Annotated in this window: 24 protein-coding genes; 11 read left to right on the top strand and 13 right to left on the bottom strand. The window is 67.7% G+C overall.

The window, feature by feature from the left end:
• The first annotated feature begins 38 nt into the window (after nt 1-38).
• Nucleotides 39-1,025: an acrylyl-CoA reductase (NADPH) gene (gene acuI, locus AC1DYU_RS09160; RefSeq protein ID WP_476791365.1), complete on the top strand. Its 987-nt coding sequence runs from the start codon at nt 39-41 to the stop codon at nt 1,023-1,025.
• Between the two features lie 36 nt (nt 1,026-1,061).
• Here the strand turns inward: acuI and AC1DYU_RS09155 are convergent, their stop codons facing one another.
• A complete protein-coding gene (locus AC1DYU_RS09155; protein ID WP_476791364.1) occupies nt 1,062-2,024 on the bottom strand; it encodes an L-threonylcarbamoyladenylate synthase in 963 nt (320 codons plus the stop codon).
• A gap of 255 nt (nt 2,025-2,279) precedes the next feature.
• Here AC1DYU_RS09155 and AC1DYU_RS09150 point away from each other — a divergent pair, with 255 nt between their 5' ends.
• The 4 genes from AC1DYU_RS09150 to AC1DYU_RS09135 all read left to right on the top strand — a co-directional run bounded on the left by AC1DYU_RS09150 (nt 2,280) and on the right by AC1DYU_RS09135 (nt 6,479).
• A complete protein-coding gene (locus tag AC1DYU_RS09150; protein WP_476791363.1) occupies nt 2,280-4,055 on the top strand; it encodes an acyl-CoA dehydrogenase in 1,776 nt (591 codons plus the stop codon).
• Nucleotides 4,052-4,921 (top strand): SDR family NAD(P)-dependent oxidoreductase, encoded by an 870-nt coding sequence (locus tag AC1DYU_RS09145; protein WP_158483723.1) that lies wholly within the window; start codon nt 4,052-4,054, stop codon nt 4,919-4,921. The genes AC1DYU_RS09150 and AC1DYU_RS09145 overlap by 4 nt, the downstream gene beginning before the upstream one ends.
• A gap of 93 nt (nt 4,922-5,014) precedes the next feature.
• Nucleotides 5,015-6,004 carry a magnesium transporter CorA family protein gene (locus AC1DYU_RS09140; RefSeq protein ID WP_158483724.1) on the top strand — a complete coding sequence of 330 codons (990 nt, stop codon included), beginning with the start codon at nt 5,015-5,017 and terminating at the stop codon, nt 6,002-6,004.
• A gap of 67 nt (nt 6,005-6,071) precedes the next feature.
• On the top strand, nt 6,072-6,479 hold the full coding sequence (locus tag AC1DYU_RS09135; RefSeq protein WP_476791362.1) for a carboxymuconolactone decarboxylase family protein: 408 nt from the start codon (nt 6,072-6,074) through the stop codon (nt 6,477-6,479).
• A gap of 89 nt (nt 6,480-6,568) precedes the next feature.
• Here the strand turns inward: AC1DYU_RS09135 and AC1DYU_RS09130 are convergent, their stop codons facing one another.
• From AC1DYU_RS09130 to AC1DYU_RS09120, 3 genes are all read right to left on the bottom strand, one after another.
• Entirely contained in the window at nt 6,569-6,880 is a 312-nt protein-coding gene (locus AC1DYU_RS09130) for a YdeI/OmpD-associated family protein (protein WP_476791361.1), read from the bottom strand.
• Nucleotides 6,881-7,010: 130 nt separating this feature from the next.
• Nucleotides 7,011-7,508 (bottom strand): MOSC domain-containing protein, encoded by a 498-nt coding sequence (locus tag AC1DYU_RS09125; RefSeq protein WP_476791360.1) that lies wholly within the window; start codon nt 7,506-7,508, stop codon nt 7,011-7,013.
• Nucleotides 7,509-7,515: 7 nt separating this feature from the next.
• Nucleotides 7,516-8,562 carry a cysteine synthase A gene (locus AC1DYU_RS09120; RefSeq protein ID WP_476791359.1) on the bottom strand — a complete coding sequence of 349 codons (1,047 nt, stop codon included), beginning with the start codon at nt 8,560-8,562 and terminating at the stop codon, nt 7,516-7,518.
• Between the two features lie 143 nt (nt 8,563-8,705).
• On the opposite strand from AC1DYU_RS09120, the gene AC1DYU_RS09115 reads away from it, so the two are divergent.
• Both AC1DYU_RS09115 and AC1DYU_RS09110 read left to right on the top strand, forming a co-directional pair.
• Entirely contained in the window at nt 8,706-9,944 is a 1,239-nt protein-coding gene (locus AC1DYU_RS09115; RefSeq protein ID WP_476791358.1) for a class I SAM-dependent RNA methyltransferase, read from the top strand.
• Between the two features lie 39 nt (nt 9,945-9,983).
• Entirely contained in the window at nt 9,984-11,372 is a 1,389-nt protein-coding gene (locus AC1DYU_RS09110; RefSeq protein WP_476791729.1) for an FAD-binding oxidoreductase, read from the top strand.
• 54 nt (nt 11,373-11,426) lie between these two features.
• Here AC1DYU_RS09110 and AC1DYU_RS09105 read toward each other — a convergent pair whose 3' ends face one another.
• Entirely contained in the window at nt 11,427-12,188 is a 762-nt protein-coding gene (locus AC1DYU_RS09105) for an SOS response-associated peptidase (RefSeq protein ID WP_476791357.1), read from the bottom strand.
• A 135-nt stretch (nt 12,189-12,323) separates the two neighbouring features.
• Here AC1DYU_RS09105 and AC1DYU_RS09100 point away from each other — a divergent pair, with 135 nt between their 5' ends.
• Nucleotides 12,324-12,776: a hypothetical protein gene (locus AC1DYU_RS09100; RefSeq protein WP_158483730.1), complete on the top strand. Its 453-nt coding sequence runs from the start codon at nt 12,324-12,326 to the stop codon at nt 12,774-12,776.
• Here AC1DYU_RS09100 and AC1DYU_RS09095 read toward each other — a convergent pair whose 3' ends face one another.
• Both AC1DYU_RS09095 and dxs read right to left on the bottom strand, forming a co-directional pair.
• A complete protein-coding gene (locus AC1DYU_RS09095) occupies nt 12,777-13,505 on the bottom strand; it encodes a TlyA family RNA methyltransferase (protein WP_476791356.1) in 729 nt (242 codons plus the stop codon). It abuts the gene before it with no gap.
• Between the two features lie 18 nt (nt 13,506-13,523).
• Nucleotides 13,524-15,413 (bottom strand): 1-deoxy-D-xylulose-5-phosphate synthase, encoded by a 1,890-nt coding sequence (gene dxs / locus AC1DYU_RS09090; protein WP_476791728.1) that lies wholly within the window; start codon nt 15,411-15,413, stop codon nt 13,524-13,526.
• Between the two features lie 198 nt (nt 15,414-15,611).
• Between dxs and AC1DYU_RS09085 the strand changes: the two genes are divergently transcribed.
• From AC1DYU_RS09085 to AC1DYU_RS09075, 3 genes are all read left to right on the top strand, one after another.
• Nucleotides 15,612-17,258, top strand: a complete 1,647-nt coding sequence (locus AC1DYU_RS09085) for an ABC transporter substrate-binding protein (protein ID WP_476791355.1) — start codon at nt 15,612-15,614, stop codon at nt 17,256-17,258.
• Between the two features lie 5 nt (nt 17,259-17,263).
• Nucleotides 17,264-18,676, top strand: coding sequence for an amidase (locus tag AC1DYU_RS09080; protein WP_158483734.1), 1,413 nt, complete (start codon nt 17,264-17,266; stop codon nt 18,674-18,676).
• Nucleotides 18,677-18,786: 110 nt separating this feature from the next.
• Complete coding sequence (locus AC1DYU_RS09075) at nt 18,787-20,001, top strand: MFS transporter (protein WP_476791354.1); 1,215 nt, start codon at nt 18,787-18,789, stop codon at nt 19,999-20,001.
• Here the strand turns inward: AC1DYU_RS09075 and AC1DYU_RS09070 are convergent.
• The 6 genes from AC1DYU_RS09070 to AC1DYU_RS09045 form a co-directional block, all read right to left on the bottom strand.
• Nucleotides 19,988-20,467 carry a DUF2269 family protein gene (locus AC1DYU_RS09070; RefSeq protein WP_476791353.1) on the bottom strand — a complete coding sequence of 160 codons (480 nt, stop codon included), beginning with the start codon at nt 20,465-20,467 and terminating at the stop codon, nt 19,988-19,990. The two genes, AC1DYU_RS09075 and AC1DYU_RS09070, sit on opposite strands and share 14 nt — an antisense overlap.
• Nucleotides 20,467-21,762 (bottom strand): SDR family oxidoreductase, encoded by a 1,296-nt coding sequence (locus AC1DYU_RS09065; protein WP_476791352.1) that lies wholly within the window; start codon nt 21,760-21,762, stop codon nt 20,467-20,469. Before AC1DYU_RS09065 ends, AC1DYU_RS09070 begins: the two co-directional genes overlap by 1 nt.
• 20 nt (nt 21,763-21,782) lie before the next feature.
• Nucleotides 21,783-22,703: a pirin family protein gene (locus tag AC1DYU_RS09060; RefSeq protein WP_158483738.1), complete on the bottom strand. Its 921-nt coding sequence runs from the start codon at nt 22,701-22,703 to the stop codon at nt 21,783-21,785.
• 99 nt (nt 22,704-22,802) lie between these two features.
• Nucleotides 22,803-23,054, bottom strand: coding sequence for an exodeoxyribonuclease VII small subunit (locus AC1DYU_RS09055; RefSeq protein WP_476791351.1), 252 nt, complete (start codon nt 23,052-23,054; stop codon nt 22,803-22,805).
• 91 nt (nt 23,055-23,145) lie between these two features.
• The gene (locus AC1DYU_RS09050; protein WP_108044714.1) at nt 23,146-23,610 is read right to left on the bottom strand and encodes an Lrp/AsnC family transcriptional regulator; all 465 of its coding nucleotides are present in this window, start codon (nt 23,608-23,610) and stop codon (nt 23,146-23,148) included.
• Between the two features lie 152 nt (nt 23,611-23,762).
• Complete coding sequence (locus AC1DYU_RS09045) at nt 23,763-24,275, bottom strand: tyrosine phosphatase family protein (protein ID WP_476791350.1); 513 nt, start codon at nt 24,273-24,275, stop codon at nt 23,763-23,765.
• Nucleotides 24,276-24,303 lie beyond the last annotated feature (28 nt).

Raw genomic sequence — 24,303 nt, 5'->3', positions numbered from 1 at the left:
TATCTCCTGCGGGCGAGACCGTTCAGGAGGAGATGCCGATGTCCAGCTTCAAGGCCCTTGTCGCGACCAAGGGCGAGACCGGCCCCAACCTCGCCTTCACGGAGTTCGCCGAGAGCGACCTGATGGAGGGCGACGTTACCGTCCGCGTCACGCACTCCACGGTGAACTACAAGGACGGCCTCGCGCTGACCGGGCGGGCCCCGGTGATCAGGCGCTGGCCGATGATCCCCGGTGTCGATTTCGCCGGCCGTGTCGAGACATCGGAGCATCCCGAGTTCAAGCCGGGCGATCTTGTCGTCCTCAATGGCTGGGGCACGGGCGAGACGCATCTTGGCGCCTATGCCCAGAAGAGCCGTGTCAGGGGCGACTGGCTCGTGCCGCTGCCCGCCGGCATGAACCCCGACGAGGCCATGGCGATCGGGACCGCCGGCTACACCGCGATGCTTTGCGTGCTGGCGCTGGAGCGGCACGGGCTGAAGCCGGCAGACGGCCCCGTCGTGGTCACCGGCGCGGCCGGTGGCGTCGGCTCCGTCGCGGTCTCGCTGTTGGCCAAGGCCGGCTGGCATGTGATCGCCTCGACCGGGCGGCCGGAAGAGGCGGAGTATCTCAAGGGTCTCGGCGCGGCCGAGATCATCGACCGCAATGAACTCTCGGCGCCCGGCCGGCCGCTCGCCAAGGAGCGCTGGATCGCTGGTGTCGACGCGGTGGGGTCGCATACGCTCGCCAACCTGCTCTCGATGACGAAATATGGCGGTGCCGTTGCCGCTTGCGGCCTGGCACAGGGCATGGATCTGCCGGCCTCGGTCGCGCCCTTCATCCTGCGCGGGGTAGCGCTGCTCGGCGTCGATTCCGTGATGTGCCCGAAACCGCGCCGCCTCGAAGCATGGGCGCGGCTGGCGAGCGATCTCGACCGGAACAGCCTCGCGCTCATGACGACGACGATCCCGCTCGCGGATGTGATCGAGACGGGCAGGGCGATCGTTGATGGGAAGGTCAGGGGGCGTGTGGTGGTGGAGATCGGCTAGGGGGCTGCGGCGGAGCCTCGACCGGCCCGCTTTGTGTCAGCGTGGCGCAGCCGCCCGCCGCAGACGGTCATTGATCGCCTCGCCAAGCCCGTGCATCGGAATCGGCGCGATGGCGATCATGGCCGGGCCCAGCGCATCGAGCGCGCGCAGGTGGCCGAAGAGGTTCGCCGCGGCCTCGGTGAGGTCGCCGCGAGGGCTCAGATTGAGGGCATGGCCAGTTGTGGCCAGACCGTCAGGCTCGGGGCCGAAGCCAAGCCACGCTTCTCCAGACCGGGGCGCCTGCGCCTCCAACCGAACACCGGCCGACGGCGCGTAGTGCGAGGCCAGCAGCCCGGGCGAGATCGGCGCCATGCCGGCTTCGCCCGCCAGTACCAGTGGCCGCCCGATCACGCCCTCGATCGCGCTGCGCGACACGCCGCCCGGCCGCAGCAGGCGCGGCGCGCCATCCAGACAGGCGACGATGGTGGATTCGACACCGACCTCGGTCGGCCCGCCATCAAGCACTGCCTCGATCCGGCCGTCGAGATCTTCAAGCACATGCGCGGCGCTGGTCGCGCTGACGCGGCCGGAGCGGTTAGCGGAGGGCGCGGCTATCGGCCGTCCCGCCGCTTGCAGCACCGCATGGGCGATCGGATGCGAGGGCACCCGCAGCGCCACCGAAGCCAGACCGGCGCGGGCGAGTTCGCTGACCTCGCAGCCCGACGAGACCGGCACCACCAGCGTCAGCGGCCCCGGCCAGAACGCCTTGGCTAGCGCCAATGCATTGGCATCGAACAGGCCTTGCCGGCGGGCGGCTGCGAGATCAGGCAGATGCGCGATCAGGGGGTTGAAGCTCGGCCGCTCCTTCGCGCCATAGATGCCGGCGACAGCCTCGCCGGAGGTCGCGTCGGCGGCAAGCCCGTAGACGGTCTCGGTTGGCAGCGCGACGAGCCGGCCCTGCCGTAGCAGTTCAGCGGCGCGGGCAATGCCCTGCGCATCGGCGCTGAGGCGCTCCGTCACGCGGCTGAATCCCTGATCCTGCTCCAAGCGGCACCCATCGTCAGGCGTTCCGCCCGATTGACCGAAGATTGTTTACAACTAAACTATATCCGGCGCCCGACCAAACTTGCCGTCATGCGCGCGTGGCATCGGGGATAGTTCCTCGCTACCATCGCGGCAACGCCAAAAGCGGGGCCGGTCGGTACCGGCTGATCGAGAACAAGGCATGGCCGGCTGCTCGCATGCGGCACGGGCCGGCGTCGAGGGAGAACGACCATGAGCTATCGCGCCCCTGTCGAGGACATCCTCGCCACGATGCGCCATGTCGCGGGCCTGGACCGGCTGATCGCCGACGGCCTCGCGCCGGAACTCGACGGCGACATGACGCAGGCCGTTCTCGACGAAGCCGCGAAGTTCGCTGGCGACATCCTCGCCCCGCTCAACCGCATCGGCGACAAGCACGGCTCGACGCTGAAGGATGGCGCGGTGACCACGCCGCCGGGCTGGAAGGAGGCCTATACCGCTTGGGCGCAAGCCGGCTGGAACGCGCTGCCGGCGCCGGAAGAGCATGGCGGGCAGGGGTTGCCGGCGCTGCTGCAATCGGCCTGCACCGAGATGTGGAACTCCGCTGCGTTTGCCTTCGCGCTCGGGCCGCTGCTGACGGTCGGCGCCATCGAGGCGCTGCATGCCCATGGCTCGGAGCACCTCAAGGAAACCTATCTGGCAAAGCTCGTCTCGGGCGAGTGGATGGGCACGATGAACCTGACCGAGCCGCAGGCCGGCTCCGACCTCAACGCCCTGCGCAGCAAGGCCGAGCCGGCGGGAGACGGCACCTATCGCATCACCGGCCAGAAAATCTTCATCACCTATGGCGAGCACGACCTGACCGAGAACATCGTCCATCTGGTCCTGGCGCGCCTGCCCGATGCGCCGGCCGGCACGCGCGGCATCTCGCTGTTCCTCGTGCCGAAATATCTGGTCAATGCCGATGGCTCGCTCGGCGAGCACAATGATCTCCGCTGCTCCGGCATCGAGCACAAGCTCGGCATCCATGCCTCGCCGACCTGCTCGATGGCGTTCGGCGACAAGGGCGGCGCCATCGGCTGGCTGATCGGCGAGGAGAATCGCGGGCTGGCCTGCATGTTCACGATGATGAACAATGCCCGCCTCAACGTCGCGCTCCAAGGCGTCGCCATCGCCGAGCGCGCCTATCAGCAGGCATTGGGTTTTGCCCGGGAGCGCCGGCAGGGCGTGGCGCTCGATGCACCCAAGGGCGCCCCGATGAGCCCGATCATCGTCCATCCCGACATTCGCCGCATGCTGATGGAGATGCGCGCCAAGACGCAAGCGGCGCGCGCCATCGCCTATCAGGTCGCCGAGGCGCTCGACCGCTCCCGCCGCGAGCCCGACGAGGCCAGACGCAAGGCCGCCAGCGAGCGCACCGCGATCCTCACCCCCGTCGCCAAGGCCTATGCCACCGATATCGGTGTCGAGGTCGCCTCGACCGGCATCCAGATCCATGGCGGCATGGGCTATATCGAGGAGACCGGAGTGTCCCAGCATCTGCGCGATGCCCGCATCGCCACGATCTATGAGGGCACCAACGGTATCCAGGCGATCGACCTCGTGTTGCGCAAGCTGCCGCTCTCGGGCGGCAAGGTCGTCGCGGCTCTGATCGCCGAGATGCGTGGCGTCGTCGCGCAGGTCGAGACCGCCAACACGCCGGGCTTTGGCCACAGCGCGACCCGTCTACGTGCCGCCGTCGATGCGCTGGAGCGCGCGACGCAATGGATGCTGGCGACGATGGGCGAGCGGCAGGGCGACGCGCTGGCCGGCGCGACGCCCTATCTCAAGCTCTTCGCGCTGGCCCAGGGGGGCACCAGTCTCGCCCGCAAGGCGCTGGCGACGCGCTCCGAGGATCACGCATCAGGCGATCTCGCCACCGCCCGTTTCTTCGCCGAGATCCTCGCCACCGAGGCACCGGCGCTGGAACTGGCCGTGACGGAAGGTGCCGGAGCGGTCGAGGACGCGGCCGCGGTCTTCGCGGCGTGAGCGAACCGGACCGTCCGCTCTCCGAACGTCCGCTTGCAGGCCGGGTCTGCCTCGTCGCGGGCGCCTCGCGCGGCCTCGGACGTGGCATCGCCCGGGCACTGGGGGAGGCCGGCGCGACCGTCATCGTCACCGGCCGCTCGAGCGAGGCCGGCGCTCACACCGACAATCGGCCTGAGACCTTCGAGGACACCGCCCGCGAGGTCGAGGCGGCCGGCGGCAAGGGGCACCCCTATCGATGCGACCATACCGACGAGCGCGAGGTCGATGGGCTGGTGTCATGGTGCCTGCGCCGCTTCGGCCGGCTGGATTGCGTCGTCGATGCCGTCTGGGGCGGCAATGAGGGCTATGACGGCGTGCGCTATCCCGATGGTTCGGCCTTCGGCGCGCCGTTCTGGCGCAGGCCCGTGGCGCGGCTCGGCCAGAGCTTCGAGAGCGGCGTCTATGCCCAGTTGCTGCTGGCACGGGCGGTCGCGCCCGCCATGGTCCAGATGCGCAAGGGCCTGATCGTGACGGTGAGCTTCGATACGCAAGCCGGCTATCTCGGCGATGTCTTCTACGACCTCGCCAAGGCGGCGATGAACCGGCTGACGCTGGCGATGGCGGCGGAACTGAAACCCTTCGGCGTCACGGCGCTCGGGCTGTCGCCGGGCCATGTCCTGACCGAGCGGGTTCGCGATGCCGGCATGGCGGCTGAGACCACCGAGACGCCGCTTTATGCCGGGCGCGCGGTCGCGGCGCTCCTGGCCGATGCTGAGGTTTCGCGACATGCCGGACAGGTGCTGCATGTCGCCGACCTTGCCCGCGATTACCGCTTCACCGACCGCGACGGCAGCCAGCCGGAGCGCTTCACCATCCCGTCCCGATGATCGGGGCCGCGCGGCCGGTCATTCGTTTGACATCGCGCTGGGATCGGAGTTCCTGCGGCGCGGACGATCCGCCAGACTGCGACAGAGGCCTCCATGCTGCTGATCCACGGAATCTGCCCCGATACGGGCGACAGGCTCATTCACCGGACCTTGAAGGTCGAAGAGGAGATTCCGGCCGGTTCTGTCTGGATCGACCTGCTGAATCCGACTGCGGGTGAGGACAAGAAGATCGAGACCCATCTGGGCATTTCGATCCCGACGCGCGAGGAGATGCACGATCTCGAACCGTCGGAGATCATCTACACCGAGAACGGCGCGCATTACATGACCGCGCGTGTCATCTGCCAGTCCGACACCAACGTCCCCAAGCTTGCCGACGTCACCTTCATCCTGACCGAGAGCGCACTTGTCACGGTGCGTTACGACGAGCCAGGCGCTTTCTCCATCTTTCTCAACCGCGTCGGCAAACCCGGCGGCTGCGGCATGCAGCCGGCCGCCGTGATCGAAGGCCTGATCGAAGCGATTGTCGATCGTGCCGCGGAGGTTCTGCGTGGCGTCGCCGACCAGATCGATGGCGTCTCGCGACGCGTCTTCGAGGGCAAGAGCGCCGATGTCGAGCAGAACAGCGCCTATCAGGCCGTCATCCGCAAGATCGGACAATATGAGCACATCATCTCGAACGTGCGCGAGAGCATGGTCTCGGTCGAGCGGGTGCTATTGTTCCTCTCCGCCAATTTCAAACGCCCGGCCAAGGCGGCCAGCGGCTTCGTGCCGGAATGGCGCACCTCGGTTCGCGACGTGCAGGCGCTGGAAGAGCATGCGACCTTCATCTCCAGCAAGTTGTCGTTCATGCTGCAGGCCACGCTGGGCCTCGTCGGTCTCGAGCAGAACAAGATCATCAAGCTGTTTTCGGTCGTCGCGGTGGTGCTGATGCCGCCGACCCTGATCGCCTCGATCTACGGCATGAATTTCGAGAAGATGCCGGAGCTGAAATGGGAATTCGGCTATCCGATGTCGCTGGGGATGATGGTTGTCGCCGCTATTCTGCCCTACCTGTTTTTCAGGTGGAAGAAGTGGCTGTGACGGGAGCCGCCTGAGAAGGCGGTTGCTCCCGTCTCTCAGCCGGCCCCCAGCGTAAGGACATGCCGTGATGGCCCATGACGAGATCACCGAAGCCGCGATGCGGGCCGGGAGAGCAAGCTTCGAGGCGACAACCGGCCGGGTGCCGGAGAATTTCACCCTTCTGGCCGAGCATGCGCCCGGCGCCTTCGCGGGCTATGGCCTGATCCGGGCTTCGATCATGCGCGACCGGGATGCGGGCGGGGCGCTCGATCTCAAGACGAAGGAGTTGATCTTCGCCCTGCTCGACACGTTGATCGGCCAGAAGACCGGGGCCAGGAACCACGCCGCCAATGCGGTGAGGCTTGGCCTGACGCTGCCCGAACTCGCCGAGGGCCTGGTCCAGGTCATCATGGCCGGCGGGATCACGACCTGGAACGAGACCGGCGCCGACGTCATGCGCCACTGCGTTGAGCTGCAATCGGGACAAGCCGGCTAGCCGGAGAAAATGCCGATAAGGTCTGGCCGAACGGGAGCGGTGGCTTTCGCCTGGCAGACGCGCAAGGCAACGGACGCTTGCAGGCCTGCCTATGAACTCTTTTTGCCACCCCGTTCGATCAGAACGGCCTGTTGCCAACGGCTTGGCGCCTTGTCGGTGCGGTGAATGCAGCCTGCCCAACAGCACGGCCGCTTCATACCTTCCAGAATTTCCTCGCAGGTTCGCTTGATGCGGCGTTCGCGCGTCTTGGGCTGCTTGGCATCATCGACCCAGCAGATGAACTCGTTCCGGCCGAGCGGCGTCAGGCTTTTCCACAGCGCGACGATCCTTGGGTCCGATCGTATCGCCGCCTGAAAATCTTCAGCGGCCTCATGGACAGTCCCGTGCGGAAAAGCGCTCACCACGAACTCCCAGGCAATGCAGCGACAGGCCGGCCCCATAACGTCGGGTAGGACGGCGGCGTTCGATCCTGCTCGCCGGATCGCTGAATGTCGCCGACCGGTAAAATCCGGATATGGCCACGTCAAGCGCTCAATCCGCCCGCGCCACCGCGTCCCCCAGCCGCACCATCCCGCCCGAGACCACCCGCGCCGTGATCCCACCATGGCCGCGCACGGCGTTGTAGCCGCCGGCGCCGAGGATTTCTTCCATCCGCGAGCAGGGATGGCACTCGCCGGTCGCCTCCAGCACAACGTCGCCCAGCATGAAGCGCCGGCCCTTCAGCGCCGCGAGATTGATGCCCGCCACCACGATGTTGCGCCGAAGCTGGTCAGGCGTGACGGCGTCGGGCCCGAGATGGGCGGCGATCGCGGAGAGATGCTCGGCCTGGATCAGCGTGACGTGGCGGGCGCCGCCCGTGCGGCTGCTGTAGTGGTCGCCGACCAGGCCCTGCTCGACATCAAGCGTCGCAGCCTCGACCACCTGCATCGGCGCCCGCCGCACCGGGCGCAACCCGATCCAGACGACGCGCCCCGGCCGCATCGGCGCATCCAGCAGGCGCGCCAGCGGCGAGGCGGGGTCGAGCGGCACGGGGCCTTCAGCCCATCACCCGCGCCACCACGTCCTTCAGCGCCGAGCTGTCGCGCTCCAACCAGCCTGGCACCGGCAGGCCCTTCGAGCGCAGGAACTCGGGGTTGAACAGCTTCGACTGGTAGCGCGTGCCGTAGTCGCACAGGATCGTCACGATGGTGTGGCCCGGCCCCATCTGCTGCGCCAGCCGGATCGCGCCGGCGACATTGATGCCTGAGGAGCCGCCGAGGCACAGGCCCTCATGCTCGAGCAGGTCGAAGACGATCTGCACCGCTTCCGCATCGGGGATCTGGAAGGAGACGTCGATCGGCGCATCGACCAGATTGGCGGTGATCCGGCCCTGGCCGATGCCCTCGGTGATCGAGGAGCCTTCCGATTTCAACACGCCGGTGGTGTAGAAGGAATGCAGCGCCGCGCCCATCGGGTCGGCGAGGCCGATCGTGACCTTCGGGTCGAAGCCCTTGAGCGCGATGCCGACGCCGGCGAGCGTGCCGCCGCTCCCCACCGCGCAGATGAAGCCGTCGACCTTGCCGTCCGTCTGCGCCCAGATCTCGGGGCCGGTCGTCTCGATATGCCCCTGGCGGTTGGCGGTGTTGTCGAACTGGTTGGCCCAGACCGCGCCATTGGGCTCGGTCTTCGCCAGTTCCTCGGCGAGGCGGCCTGAGACCTTCACATAGTTGTTGGGGTTGGCGTAGCCGACGGCCGGCACCTCGACCAGCGTTGCGCCGGCCAGCCGCAGCATGTCCTTCTTCTCCTGGCTCTGCGTCTCCGGGATCACGATGACCGAGCGATAGCCCAGCGCATTGCCGACCAGCGCGATGCCGATGCCGGTATTGCCGGCGGTGCCCTCGACGATCACACCGCCCGGCCGCAACTGCCCGCGCCGTTCGGCATCGCGGATAATCGCGAGCGCGGCGCGGTCCTTGACCGACTGGCCGGGGTTCATGAACTCGGCCTTGCCGAGGATGGTGCAGCCGGTCGCCTGCGAGGCGCGCTTGAGCTTGATGAGCGGCGTATTGCCGATGGCCTCGATGACGCCGTCGCGGGTGGTCATGCCGAAATTTCCCTGTTTGCCTGCAACCTGATAGGCGAAACGCGAAAGCAGGTCATCAGCAACTCGCCATCCGCCACGACGTCGGATGATGTGCCGTTCACGATGGCCCCTGCGGAGACACTTCGACAACGATGACGCTCGCCATGAACGAAATCCTGACGGTGGCCCGGCTCGGCCAGCGCGGCGACGGCATCGCCGAGGCGCCGGGCGGCGACGTTTTCGTGCCCTATGCGCTGCCGGGCGAGACCGTGCGGGTGGTGCGCGACGGCGATCGCGGGCAACTCGTCGAGATCATCGCTCCCGCCGATTCGCGCATCGCGGCGATCTGCCCGCTCTTCACCCGCTGCGGCGGCTGCGCGGCGCAGCACATGTCGGAAGGCCTCTATCGCGAATGGAAGCGCCGGCAGGTCGTGACCGCCCTGTCGCGTGCCGGTGTCGAAGCGCCCGTCGCCGAGATCGTCGATGCCCATGGCGCCGGGCGTCGCCGCGTCACCTTCCATGCGAGGCGTGAAGGCCTCGGCATGCTGGTCGGCTTCATGGCCGCCCGCAGCCATGATCTTGTCGCTGTCCCGGCCTGCCCGGTGCTGGCGCCGGGCCTTGCGCGCGCGCCGGCAGCGGCGCAGCTTCTCGCTAACCGGCTCGGTGGCTCGAACAAGCCGCTCGACATCCAGCTCACGGCCTCCGAAGCCGGGCTCGACGTCGATATCCGCGGCCATGGCCCGGCCGGCGACAAGCTCAGGCTGTCCCTGACCGAGGCCGCCGAACGCCTCGATCTGGCGCGGCTCTCCATGCATGGCGAGATCATCGTCGAGCGCAGGCCGCCGCAGCAGCGCATGGGCAAGGCGATGGTCGCGCCCGCGCCCGGCGGCTTCCTGCAGGCGACGAGCGAGGGCGAGGAGACGATCGCTGGCCTCGTCGTGGCGGCGCTGCCCAAGGCCAAACGTGTGGCCGATCTCTTCGCGGGTTGCGGCCCCTTCTCGTTCCGGCTGGCCGAGCGCGCGCAGGTCTATGCCGTCGAGAGCGACAAGGCAGCGGTGCTCGCCCTGACGCGCGGTGCCGCGATGACGCAAGGCCTGAAGCCGATCGCGACCGAGACCCGCGATCTCTTCCGCCGCCCGCTGCTGGAGCATGACCTCAACGCTTTCGATGCCGTGGTGCTCGATCCGCCGCGCGCCGGCGCGGAGGCGCAGGCGCGTCGCCTGGCAGCCTCGAAGACCGGCACGATCGCTTATGTCTCCTGCGATGTCGGCAGCTTTGCTCGGGACGCCGCGATCCTGATCGCGGGCGGTTATGCGCTGGAGGGCGTCACGCCCGTCGACCAGTTCCGCTATTCCGCTCATATCGAACTCGTCGGTGTGTTCCGGCGGTCGAAGAAGACATAAGATCCGGAGGCATCCTTGAGCGCATCCATCCTGGACGACATGGCCGCAATCGTCGGCGCGAAGAACATCGTCACCGATGCCGACGCGATGGTGCCCTATCTCAAGGAATGGCGGGACCTGTTCCGCGGCAAGGCGCAGGCGATCGTCCGGCCGGGCTCGACCGCCGAAGTCGCCGAATTGCTCAAGCTCGCGGCCAGGACCGGCACGCGGCTGGTGCCGCAGGGCGGCAATACCGGGCTCGTCGGCGGCCAGATTCCGATCGCCGAGGGCCGCGAGATCATCCTGTCGCTCCAGCGCATGGACAAGATCCGCGCCGTCGATGCCGACAGCGACACGATGACCGTCGAGGCCGGGCTGACGCTGCAGAAGGCGCAAGCGGCGGCGGAAGGGGCAGGGCGCCTCTTTCCGCTCTCGCTTGCCTCGGAAGGCTCGTGCACCATCGGTGGCAACCTCTCGACCAATGCCGGCGGCACCGCGGTTCTGGCCTATGGCAATGCCCGCGAGCTCTGCATGGGGCTGGAGGTCGTACTGGCCGACGGACGGATCTGGAACGGCCTGCGCCAGCTCCGCAAGGACAACACCGGCTACGATCTGAAGAACCTCTTCATCGGCGCCGAAGGCACGCTCGGCATCATCACCGCCGCCGTTCTGAAGCTCTTCCCGCTGCCCGCCGCCCGCGCCACCGCCTTCCTCGCCGTGCCTTCGCCCGAGGCGGCGCTGGCCCTGCTCAACACCGCCAAGGCGGGCGCCGGCGGCACGCTGACCACCTTCGAGCTGATGCCCCGCATCGGCGTCGATTTCGTCCTGCGTCATGCCTCGGGCGCGCGCGATCCTCTCTCGGAGCCATCGCCCTGGTACGTGCTGATGGAGGTCTCGGCCCAGTCCGCCACCGGGCTCGACGAGGCGGTCGAAGCCTTCCTCGGCGAGGCGATGGAGCAGGGGCTCGTGACGGATGCCGCGCTGGCGGGATCGCTGACCCAGCGCGCCGATTTCTGGAAGCTGCGCGAGATGCTCTCCGAGGTGCAGACTTATGAGGGCGGCTCGATCAAGCACGACGTCTCGGTGCCGCTGCATGCCGTGCCGGAGTTTCTGGCACGCGCGACGGCAGCCGTCGAGGCAATGGTGCCGGGCTGCCGGGTGGTTCCCTTCGGCCATCTCGGCGACGGCAACATCCACTACAACGTCAGCCAGCCGGTCGGCGCCGACAAGGCCGGCTTCATCGCCGGCTGGAGCGCGATGAACCAGGCGGTGCATGCCATCGTCAGCGAGATGCACGGCTCGATCTCGGCCGAGCACGGCATCGGCCGCCTCAAGCGCGACCTCCTGCCTGGCGTCAAGGACCCGGTCGAACTGGCCCTGATGAAGACGCTGAAGGCAACACTCGACCCGCAGGGCATCCTTAATCCCGGTGCCGTTCTGGCGATGTAAGTTCTAACAGTTCGGGCCGGAAACGGCGCGTCGGCTGGAACTGAACTCGGTCGCTTAGAACAGGCTGCCCTGGGCATCATTCTTGGCGCGCGTCGCGCGGGCAGGCGGGTTCGACGCTGCCTTGGCCGCCTCCGCCTTTGCGCGGTCGAAGGCCTCCTGCACCTCCGGCCCGTCATTGGCGACCTTGTTCACGGCGTTGTCGATCGCGACCATCTCCAGCAGGTCGTCCGGCGGCGGCCTGAGCAGATGCGCGGTGTCCTTCGCCTCCGCCATCGGGTCGAGCCAGCTGTCGAAATCCCGGGGCGCGATGATCACCGGGCAGCGTTCATGGATCGCCGCCATCAGCCCGTTGGCCGGTCCGTTGACCAGCGCGACCGTGTCGATCTCCGAGCCGTCGGGCGAATGCCACGTCTCCCACAGCGCGGCAAAGGCGAACAGGCCGCGATCGGGCCGGCGGAACATGTAGGTCCTGCTCTCGGCCTGGCGGCCCTGGCCGAGACGATGCCATTCATAGAAGGCATCGGCCGGCATCAGGCAGCGGCGCCGCGTCAGCGCCGCCCGGAACGACGGCTTCGTGGCGGCGCTTTCGGAGCGGATGTTGATGACGAGGGGAAAATCGTTGGGGTCCTTGACCCAGCCGGGAATGAAGCCCCAGCGCATCAGCATGAACTGCCTGTTGCCCTCATGCAGCCGCACGACCGGGACCGGCTGCGTCGGCGGGATGTTGTAGCGCGGCGGAAAATTAGGCTGCTCGCGATAGGCAAACAGAGACCGCATCGCCTCGGGGGGCAGGGTAATGGCGTAGCGACCGCACATGGATCGCAGATGTGGCAATGGCTTGCGTCCGGATCAACACTTTATTTGGGTTTGCCCAAGCATAGTCGCGCCAGTTTGGGGATTATGATGAGCGTTCCCGCGATCAAGGGGCTGGCTGGATCGACGGACGCTCGGATGGAGACGTCCCAGCAGCCGCGTCTCTCGACGGACTTCCTCAATCGTTACGCCGAAGCCTTGATGCTGATCGAGATGGCGGCGGTTGACGACGGCATCGTCGACGACCTGAAGGCCTGGCGCAGCATCACCTATCGCGAGCATTTCGAGGTGTCGGGGCTGCGCTGTGCACCCGCCGCGCTCGCCGCCTATGACAGCGTGGCGCCGGCCCGGCGGGCGGGTTTCGAGGAGCTCTGCCGGGCGATGGCACGGCTGATTTCCACGGCAACCGCGCTGCTGGCCGACAGGCGCGAGGGTCTCGATGCCGCGACCATCGTCGATGTCGCCAGTGAAGCCCTGCGCCGGCAGATCGGCCGCGCGACGCAGTTCATCAACGCGAATGGCGCCATGGACATCGGCAGCATCGAAAGCCGCGCGCTCCAGGCCGAGATCGACGCGCTGCTGGTGCGCTGATCAGCCGAGGCGCCGCCCGCCGATCAGGAACTCGCGGTTGCCGTCGCCGCCTTCGATCGGCGAGGGCACCGGCCCATCCACCGCGAAGCCAAGCCCGGCCATGAGTTCGGCAATGCCCGCGCAGACGATCTCATGCACCGCTGCGTCCCGCACGATGCCCTTCTTCAGGGCGGCGCGACCGGCCTCGAATTGCGGCTTGATCAGCGCCGCGATCTGAGCGGTCGGCGCCAGCAGCCCTGCGACCGCCGGCAGCACCAGCCGCAGCGAGATGAAGCTGACATCGATCGCGGCCAGCGACGGCGTCTGCGGCAGCGCGGCCGGCGTCAGCGTGCGGATGTCCTGAGCCTCCAGGCTCAGCACGCGTTTATCGCTCCGCAGCGAAGCATGGAGCTGGTCGCGCCCGACATCGACGGAAACCACGAAGGCCGCGCCGCGCTTCAGCAGAAGGTCCGTGAAGCCGCCGGTCGAGGCACCGACATCGAGGCAGGCGCGGCCTGCCGGGTCGAACCCGAAGACGTCGAGCGCTTCCGCCAGCTTCAAACCGCCGCGCGAGACGTAAGGATGCGGCGCCTGCGCCGTCACCACGGCAGTCCCCGCCACCATCTCGGAGGCCTTGCGGACCACGCGGCCGTCGGCCGTGACGAGGCCGGCTGCGATCGCGGCTTGCGCGCGTGCCCGGCTCTCGAACAGGCCGCGCTCGACGAGCAACTGGTCGGCCCGGCTCTTCATGAGGCTACCCGAGCTGTCTCAGGCCCGCTTGATCGCGGCGGGTACGCCGAGCGCGCCCTCGACGGTGCGCACGATGCCGGCGGCGTCGAGCCCGGCCTTGGCGTACATCGCCTCGGGCTTGTCATGATCCTGGAAGATGTCGGGCAGGGTCAGTGTCCTGACTTTCAGCCCGCCATCGAGCAGGCTGCTGCGGGCAAGCAGATGCAGCACATGGCTGCCGAAGCCGCCGACCGAGCCTTCCTCGACCGTGACCAGGATCTCATGCTCGCGCGCCAGCCTCAGGATCAATGCCTCGTCCAGCGGCTTGGCGAAGCGGGCATCGGCGACCGTCGTCGACAGGCCGCGCTGGCCGAGCAGTTCGGCCGCCGCCAGGCACTCCGCCAGCCGGGTGCCGAGCGACAACAGCGCGACGCGCGTGCCCTCTCTGACGACACGGCCGCGGCCGATCTCCAGCGGCACGCCGAAATCGGGGATCTCGACGCCGACGCCTTCGCCGCGCGGATAGCGGAAGGCGATCGGCCCCTCGTCGAAGGCTGCCGCTGTCGCGACCATATGGGTCAGCTCGGCCTCGTCGGCAGCTGCCATCACCACCATGTCGGGCAGGCAGGCGAGATAGGCCACGTCGAAGGCGCCCGCATGCGTCGCGCCGTCGGCACCGACCAGCCCGGCCCGGTCGAGCGCGAAGCGCACAGGCAGCTTCTGGATCGCGACGTCGTGGACGACCTGATCGTAGGCACGCTGCATGAAGGTCGAATAGATCGCGCAGAACGGCTTGTAGCCCTCCGTCGCCAAGCCCGCCGCGAAGGTCACGGCATGCTGCTCGGCGATGCCGACATCGAAGGTGCGGGCCGGAAACTCCTTGCCGAAGGCATCGATCCCGGTGCCCGAGGGCATGGCGGCGGTGACGGCGACGATCCTGCTGTCGTTGCGTGCTTCCTTGATCAGGGCGCTGCCGAAGACCGACGTATAGCTCGGCGCATTCGCCGGCGCCTTGGCCTGCAGGCCGGTGACGGGGTCGAACCGGACGACGGCGTGGTATTTGTCGGGCGTGGCTTCGGCCGGGGCATAACCCTTGCCCTTCTGCGTCACGACATGGACGAGGATCGGGCCGGTGCCGGCGTCGCGGACGTTGCGCAGCACGGGCAGCAGATGGTCGAGATTATGCCCGTCGATCGGGCCGACATAGTAGAAGCCAAGCTCCTCGAACAGCGTCCCGCCGGTCCAGAAGGCGCGGGCATATTCTTCCGTCCGCTTGGCCTTGTCGTGGAAGAAGCGCGGCAGCCGCTCGGCGAGGTGCTTGGCGATCTCGCGGATCGAGCGGTAAGTCCGCCCCGAGACCAGCCGCGCCAGATAGGCCGACATCGCACCGACCGGCGGGGCGATCGACATGTCGTTGTCGTTCAGGATGACGACGAGGCGTGAGCCGAGCGCACCGGCATTGTTCATCGCCTCATAGGCCATGCCGGCCGACATCGCGCCGTCGCCGATCACGGCGATGACGTTGTTGCTGCCGCCAGCGAGGTCACGCGCCACCGCCATGCCGAGCCCGGCCGAGATCGAGGTCGAGGAATGCGCGGCGCCGAAGGGATCGTATTCGCTCTCGGAGCGGCGGGTGAAGCCGGAGAGCCCGCCGGGCTGGCGCAGCGTGCGGATGCGCTCGCGCCGGCCGGTGAGGATTTTGTGCGGGTAGGCCTGATGGCCGACATCCCAGATAAGCCGGTCGCGCGGCGTGTCGAAGACATGGTGCAGGGCGACCGTCAGCTCGACGACGCCGAGCCCCGCGCCGAGATGTCCGCCCGTGACTGAGACCGCATCGATCGTCTCGAGACGCAATTCGTCGGCAACCTGACGCAGGTCGCTGTCGGGCAGCTTGCGGAGATCCTCGGGCGTGTGGACGCGGTCGAGCATCGGCGTGGGTGGGCGCTTCGTCACAGGCCCGGTCTATCGCATCCCGACCGGGCGGCACAAGGGCGGCCGGTGCAACGCAAAGTCGCGCTACCGACGACAAGCGGTCATGCGCCTGCGCTAATCGGTCTGACGGCTGGCCCGTAACTTGCTGCGAATCGGACGCGGGCCTGCAACAGTCGCGTCGAGGGGGAAGTTGTCATGGTCGATCGTTCGCATCACTGTCGTTCCGGGGGCGCCCGCCTGCGCTCGGCTCTGGCAGCCTTCACTGTGGCGGGACTTGCCCTGGCGGGCGCGGCGGAGCCGGTCCGCGCGCAGGGCACGCTGCGTCTGGCGATGACGGCGTCCGATATTCCAACGACGACCGGTCTGCCCAATAACGGCTTCGAGGGCATGCGTTTCCTCGGCTACCCGGTCTTCGAGAGCCTGGTGCTGTGGGATCTGACCACGACCGATCGGCTGGCGCCGCTGCGGCCGGGCCTCGCGGAACGCTGGGAGCAGGTCCCCGAGGATCCGAAGACCTGGCGCTTTCATTTGCGCCGCGGAGTCACCTTCCATGACGGCACGACGTTCAACGCCGATGCCGTGATCTGGAATCTCGAACGCTATTTCAATAAGGAGGCGCCTCAGTTCGAGCCGCCTGCCGCCGGCATCGTGCGCGCAAGGGCGCCGATCATGACCGGCTATCGCAAGATCGACGACATGACCGTGGCGATCACCACCACCAGCCCGGCCTCGTATTTTCCCTATATGACCGCCTTGATCCTGCTGTCCTCGCCGGCGTCCTTCGAGAAGGCCGGGCGCGACTGGGGCAAGGTCGGGATGCAGGGTTCGGCCGGCACCGGGCCGTTCCGGATCGCCAGCGTCGCCCCGCGCGAACGTGTCGAGCTCGTCCGTCATGACGGCTACTGGGACGCGACGAAGAAGGCCAAGCTCGACAAGGTCATTCTCCAGCCCATCCCCGAAGCCAATGCTCGCCTCGCGGCGCTGCGCTCCGGCCAGGTCGACTGGATTGAGGTCCCGCCCGCCGACGGCATTCCCTCGCTCAAACAGGCTGGCTTTTCGATCGCGACCGGGTCCTACCCGCATGTCTGGCCGTGGTTCTACAATATCGGCGCGACGAACAGCCCCTTCCGGGATGTGCGGGTCCGACAGGCACTGAACTATTGCGTCGATCGCGACTCCATCGTTGCCCTGCTCAACGGCACGGCGGAGCCCGCCATCGGCTGGCTCAAGGCCAGCGATCCCGATTTCGGCAAGCCGGCGAACCGCTACCGCTTCGATCCCGCCAGGGGCAAGGCGTTGCTGGCGGAGGCCGGTTTCACCGCCCAGAAGCCGCTCTCGTTCAAGGTGATGATCTCCACCTCCGGCTCCGGCCAGATGTCGCCGCTGCCGATGAACGAATTCATGCAGGCCAATCTCAAGGAGGCCTGCGGCGTCACGGTCGAGTTCGTCGTCACCGAATGGCAGGTTCTGCTGAACAACATGCGCGCTCTGCCCGATGCGCCCGCGTTGAACGGCGCGATGTCGCTGAACATCAGCTCGCCCTCGTCCGATCCCAGCGTCATGGCCCGCTACTTCGCCGCCGCCGGGGCGCCGCCCAACGGCTTCAATTTCGCGCAGTGGAAGGACGATGCTTTCGAGGCCGCTTTCGTCAGGCTTGCCGAGGCGAGCGATCCCAAGGTCGTGGCGGAGGCGACGGCGGTCGCCCATGAGCGGCTCGTGGACAACCCGCCCTGGCTCTACATCGTCCATGATCTCAACCCGCGCGCCATGTCCCCGAAGGTTAAGGGCTTCATCTCGCCCCAATCCTGGTTCGTTGATCTGACGCTCGTCAGCATGCAGTGAACGCCATGAATGACGCCTCCACCCACGTCACCGATCCCGCGCTGCTGCCGGCCCATGTCCTGGCCCGCGAGATCGCGGCAAGACGGCTCTCCCCGGTCGAGGCCGTCGATGCGCTGCTCGCGCGCATCGAGCGTTTCGAGCCGAAGCTGCGATCCTTCGTGTCGGTCTATGGCGCGGATGCGCGGCTAGCGGCAGAAGGAGCCGACAAGGCGATCCGCTCCGGACATGCCGTCGGACCGCTCCACGGCGTGCCGGTCGCGCTGAAGGATCTGGTCGAGTTGGAAGGTCGCATCACCACGGGCGGCTCGGCTAACTGGCGCGAGCGCCGCTCCACCCTGACCGCGACGATCGCGCAACGAATGATCGCGCAGGGCATGATCGTGCTCGGCAAGACCCACACCGTCGAGTTCGCCTTTGGCGGCTGGGGCACCAACCAGCATATGGGCACGCCCTGGAATCCCTGGGACCCGGTCCATGCGCGCACGCCCGGCGGCTCGAGCAGTGGCTCGGGCGTCGCGGTCGCGGCCCGACTCGCGCCCTGGGCGATCGGCACCGACACCGGCGGCTCGGTGCGCCTTCCGGCCTCGTTCTGCGGCCTGACCGGGCTGAAAGTCACGATCGGCCGCGTTTCCGTCCATGGCGTCCTGCCGCTCTCGACCTCGCTCGACACGCCCGGCCCGATGGCGCGCGATGTCATGGATGTGGCGCTGCTCTACAACGTCCTGCAGGGGCCCGATCCGCTCGATCCCAACACGCGCGGCATCCTGCCGGTCGATCCGATGCCGACCCTGACGCGCGGCGTGCGCGGCTTGCGGCTGGCCCGCATGCCGCACAGCGAGCGCGCCGGTTGTTCGCCCGAGATGCTGGAGGCCTATGACCGCTCGCTCGAGACACTCGGCGGCCTTGGCGCCGAGATTGTCGAGATCGCCTTGCCCTTTGCCTTCTCCGATTTCCTCAACGCGCAGGCCATCCTGGAGGCGGAGGCCTATTTCAACGACGGCGCCCTGGCGGAGGATGCCGGCGCGCTGCTCGACGATGCGGTCAGGGCACGCGTGCTCGCCGGCGGCCGGGTCCAGGCGCAAGCTTATCTCGCGACCAAGCGCCAGCAGGCCGAATGGAAGCGCCAGATGGCTACGGCCATGGCCGGCATCGACGCGCTGCTGACGCCGAGCACGACGACGGCGGCGATCCGGCTCGACGAGGTCGACCAGGCCGTAATGCCCTCGCGCTTCACCCGCTTCGGCAACTTCCTTGAGATGTGTGCGCTCTCGCTGCCCAATGGCTTCACCGCTGGGGGACTGCCGCTCTCGCTGCAGATCTGCTGCCAGGGCTATGAGGAGGCGACGGCGCTGCGCATCGGCTACGCCCTGCAGCAGGCGACCGATTACCATCTCAAGGTTCCGCCTATGGTGGCGTGAGCACAGCGCGTCCGAGCCCGCATCCATTGCGGTCTGGCAAGCCAGAAATCGGGTGGGCTGTTCGCCAGTGGAATGAGACAGCTTGGACCTCCGCAACGCAGGGCCAGGCCATGTCGCCATCGATCCCGATCGCTCTCCTTCTCGCCGGCGTCGCGGCTCAGTTCGCCGACAAGCTTGCGCTGGACACCCTGACGCTGGCGGCAACGCAGGCCGGCGCCAGCCCGCGCCTCGTCGGCCTGCTGGTCGCGGCGCAGTCGGCCGCCTGGCTCCTGGTCTCGCTGCCGGCCGGCGTCTACGCCGACCGCGTCGCGCCGCGATCGCTGGTGGTCCTGGGCAGCCTGCTGATGATGGCGGGCTCGCTCACTGGCACGGCGCTGCTCAGCACCGGTGAGGTCGGCTGGCTGCTGGCGCTCTCGACCTTCATCGCTGCATCGGGCCCGGTCGTGATCGCGCTCTCGATCTTCGTGCTGCTGCCGCGCATGGTCGCGGTCGCCAACCTCCCGCGCGCCAATGGCCGGCTCGAACTCGGCCGCGCCTGCTTCAGCCTGGCGGCGCCGCTGATCGCCGGCTGGGCTGTGGCGCATGGCGTCAGCGCGCTCGGCCTCGGCCTCTGCGCGCTGCTGGGCGCGCTCGTCCTGATCGCGGCCCTGAAGCTGCCGGGCGAACGCCCCCCAGTGCAGCCGCGCCTGCCGTTGCACCGCGCCATCGCGGAAGGCGGCGCCTTCGTTGCGCGTCATCCCTATCTCAGGCCGATCGCGCTCTGCGCCATTGGCTGGAACGTCGCCTTCTTCGCCTTCCTCGCGATCGTCACCCCCTATGCCGCGCGCATCCTGCTGCTGGCGCCGGAGACGATCGGCTTTGCCTCCTCGGCCTATGGCGTCGGGCTAGTGGCGGGCGCGCTCAGCGGCGCGAGCCTGATCGCAAGGCTGCCGACGGGCCTGCTGCTCGTCTTTGGCCCGGCCTCGTCCTTTGCCGGTGCCGCCCTGCTGGCGCTGGCGCCGGCCTCGCTCGGTTGGCCGGTGCTGGCGTTCGCCTTCTGCCTGTTCGGCTTCGGCCCGATCCTCTGGTTCATCACCCAGACGAGCCTGCGCCAGGCCGTGACGCCGCAAGCCCTGCTCGGCCGTGTCAGCGCCACGCTCACCACCGCGATGTACGGCATGCGCCCGGTCGGCGCGCTGGCTGGAGGGCTCGCGGGCGAATGGTTCGGCCTCGCCACCGCGATCTGGCTCCCGGTCGCGCTCTTCGGGCTCTCGACGCTGGCGATCCTGGCGTCGTCGATGCCGGGGCTGAAGGCGCTGCCGGAGGCCCAGCTCAGCCCAACGTGATCGGCGGTCGCGCCAGCATCAGCCAGATGATCGCAAGCACAGCGGCGAAGGCCGGAAAGCCGCAGGCAAACCAGATTCCGTAAAGCCGGTGATAGGCGGCCGGCAGCGTCGAACGCGAGGTGGCGGCCTCCCGCGCCAGATCGCGCAGGCGCTTTTGAATCCAGACGACCGGTAGCCAGAACAGGCCCGCCACGACATACAGTGCCAGCGACAGGACGATCCAGCCTTCCGACAGAGGCCAGCCGATTTCGCGCGCGAGCAACGCTCCCGTGATGGGCTGCAGCAGCACGGCGAGCATGGTGAAAAGCCAATCGGCGATTACAACCGTGCCGGCAACATGCGCTATCAGCACCGGCTCGCGCGTGCGGTTGGCCATGACCATGAAGAAGGCGATGCCGGCCCCGGTGCCAAGCAGAACCGTCGCCCCGATGACGTGCAGCCAGCGCAGGGCGATCAGCCAGTCCATCAGCGCTCGTCCGACAAGGCGAGCGCCGCAAGCGCCAACGCAATTGCAGGCAGAATCTTGACCAGCGGTCCGAGCGGATCGGCCCAGAGGTCAGGTTTCAGGAGCGTCCCGCCGGCGAGGTAGAGGAGCGAGACCGCAATCGAAGCCAGCGCTGCGCTTCGAAACCAGCGACGGACGAGAAAACCGATGCCGATGGCCAGATCAACCAGCGATCCCGCGACGATGGCCGCCACTCCGGCCGGGCCGGGTAGAGTTCCGGGAATCATGGCCGCGGCCGTTCGCCATTGCCACAGGCCGATCAGGCCAGACAGCAGCCAAAAGGCCACCAGCGTCACGACGAGTGCCGGGAAGACCAGTTGCGCCTTGGCGAAGACGCGCTCCTGTCGCGTTGAGGGCATGGCTGTCAGCGTCTCGTCCAGGCTCAGCAAGCTCCGGCCGGTTGCGCGCTCAAAGGCCGCGCCGTCACCTCGCACATGCGCGGCGAGAACGCTAAGCGCGGTGCTGCGCAAAGGCGAGCGCCAACCGAACCGGCCGGCAAGATCGGCAAACGCGGCGACACCAAAGCCGATCCATTCTGGCAAAGCCAGAACCCACCGAGCAGGGGGCAGGCCGAGCCAGGCACGAAAGCGGCGGACGATGGCCCGCAGCGTGTGGACTTCGGGCGCGACCAGATCAAATGACGATCGCTTGGGCATGTTCCCGGCGATCGCCATGACGACCACGTCCGCGACGTCACGGGATGCGACCGTCTGAATTTCACGATCGGCAAGCACCAGAATTTCGGCGAAAGGCAGGCCGGCCAGCATTCGCAGTAGCGCGGTGCCGCCATAGGCATTGGGGCCGATCACGAGCCCGGGCTTCAACACGGTCCAGTCGAGTGCGCTGCACATCAGCGCGCGGTCTGCGAGGCCCTTTGTCCGCAGGAAGGCGGTCTGCGCGTCAGGCGCTGCGCCGGGAGCCGAAATCTGGACAAAATGGCGCAGGGATTGCGCTTCGCAGGCTGCAATCAGCGCCTCGATCGCATTCTGCTGGGCGGCAACGACGTTGTCGCGCGCCCCATCCTGCAAGGCGCCTGAGGCATTCACCACCGCCTCAATCCCAGCGAGATGCGGTGCCCACGCTTCCGCTGTCGTCAGATCCGCGAGATCGGCGGCGATCCAGCCGATCATCGGCAGCAGGCGTCGGCCGAACGCGACATCGCGGCCAAGCCCGACGACCTCATGGCCGGCGGCACCGAGCGCGCGTGCGACTTCACTGCCGATAAAGCCATAGCCCCCCAGAACCAGGATGCGCATCGTGTGGCCGATGTCCTCGCTCAGCCCTCGGGCAGCGGAATGAACTCGGCCTCGTCGCCGGGCACGGTGTCGAAGCGGCCGGCCTTCCATTCGGCCTTGGCCTGGTCGATGCGCTCCTTCGAGGAGGAGACGAAGTTCCACCAGATGTGGCGCGGCCCGTCCATCGGCTCGCCGCCGACGATCATCAGCCGGCTCTGGTCGATGCCGAGGATCGAGATGCGATCGCCCGGCTTGAAGATCAGGAGCTGCCCCGCACCGAATTCGTCGCCGGCGATGTCGATCTTGCCGGAGACGATATAGATCGCCCGCTCGTCATAATCGGGGTCGAGCGGCAGGATCGCGCCCGGCGACAGCACGGCCTCGGCATAGAGCGCGTCCCACGGGAACTTGACCGGCGAGGTCTGGCCATAGGCCGACCCCATGATCAGGCTGATGCGCTTTCCGCCTTCGACGATGCGCGGCAGTTCCGGCGCGGCGTGATGGACGAATTCCGGCGCGGTTTCCTCATGCGATTTCGGCAGAGCGAGCCAGGCCTGGATGCCGAACAGCTTCGGCGGCTTCTGGCGCTCTTCCAGCCCGGTGCGCTCGGAATGGACGATGCCGCGCCCCGCCGTCATCAGGTTGACCGCGCCCGGCCGGATCGCGAGTTCTGTGCCCAGCGAATCGCGGTGCATGATCTCGCCGTCGAACAGATAGGTCACCGTCGAGAGCCCGATATGCGGATGCGGGCGGACATCGATGCCCTGTCCGAGCAGGAACTCCGCTGGACCCATCTGGTCGAAGAAGATGAAGGGGCCGACCATCTTGCGCCCGATCGAGGGCAGTGCCCGCCTGACCGAGAAACCGCCGAGATCATGCGCGCGGGGCACGATCACCTGCTCGATCGCCTGGCAGGAGCGGGCATCGCCCAGAATGGGGTCTTCGGCGGGGAGTTGGGACATGGACTGCGCTCCTGTGTTGGAGGAAGCCTGACGGGAATGCGCGTCAGCGGCAAGACCCCGCCCGGCGTCCGGGAGGGCAGGCGGTCTGTGCGCCCGCGCTTACTTGTCGACGTCCAGCGGGGTCGTTCCTGTCGGCTTGCCGTCGGCACCGAGCGTGATCTTCTCGATGCGGGCCTCGGCCTGCTTCAGCAGCGCGTCGCAGCGCGCCTTCAGGGCCTCGCCGCGGGTGTAGATCGCGATCGATTCCTCAAGGGCTACGTCGCCGCGCTCCAGCCGGGCGACGATGTCCTCGAGCTGCTTCAGTGCCGCCTCGAAGGGCAGGGCGACGACGTCGTCATTGGTTTCGCTCACAGCGTGATTCCCGTTTGCGGGATGCTTATCGGCCGGAGCGGCGGTGCCCGCAACCCCGGAACCGGAACAAGGCCCACGCTGCTGACAGCCGTCAGACCGGCAGCGCCGAGCTCTTCTTGATGCTGCGCAGCGTTAGGGTCGACTGGACGCGAGTGACGCCCGGAAGCTGCGTGATGATGTCGGTGTGGATGCGCTCGAAATCGGCGCTGTCGCGATAGATCACCCGCATCAGATAGTCATGCGCCCCGGCCAGCAGATGGCATTCGAGGATCTCGGGCAGGTTCAGTACCGCCTGCTCGAAGCCTTCCAGCGAGGCGCGGCCCTGCTGGTCGAGCGTGACGAAGACAAAGGCGGTGCCGGGAAAGCCCGCGATCTTGTCGTCCAGGATCATCGCATAGCCGCGGATCAGCCCGCTCTCCTCGAGCTGGCGGACGCGGCGCAGGCAGGCCGAGGGCGAGAGATGCACCTTCTCGGCCAGGTCCGAATTCGTGATGCGGCCATCGGCCTGCAGGATGCGCAGGATGGCACGGTCGCGTGAATCGAGTTCGATGGTCATGATGCCGATATCCCCTGCGCGATGCATTGTCGCAAATTCCGCTCAGCGCAAGCAATGATCTGCATCGATTTTGGGATATGCCGCTGATATCAGCGGCAACGCGGTCAAAAGCTGCACGAAGCTGTCTGGTTCGTCCGGCTGTTTGCGGCTTGTCAGGCCAGGCGCAGCGCAAACGGTGTCCCCTCGAAGGCCTCGGCGCCGCGCCCGATCTGTTCGATCGCCGTGCTCATGCGGCCATCTCGGCCCAGGATGCCATCTGCAATCGCCACGAGGCGTGCATTGGGCGTCGCCGATGGCGAGACCAGGCGCAGGTCGCGCGCGATCTCCTCTTCGTCGCGTTCGGGCCCCAGCGCACAGGCGGCTATATAGGCAGCGGCCGTCGAGCGGCTGATGCCGGCCCAGCAATGGATCACCAGCGGCGCGGCGCGGTCCCATTCCCTGACGAAGGCGAGGAAGCGTTCGACATGCTCTTCCGCCGGCACGACATGGCCATCCATCGGGGCGCTGATGTCGGACATGCCGAGAAAGAGATGGCGGCTCTCGATGATGCCTGCCGGACGCTCGACCACCGTGTTGACGTTGATCAATGTTACCAGATGGCTGGCGCCGACCGCAGCCACGGTCTCATGCAGCTTCGACAGGGACGAGACATGCAAGGTCGGCATCGAAGGTGTCCTGCTGGGCGGCCATTCG

This window comes from Allobosea sp. P2_B12 (assembly GCF_056404835.1).
Note: the sequence above shows the minus strand (reverse complement) of the source record. Positions and strands in the feature narration are given on the sequence as shown.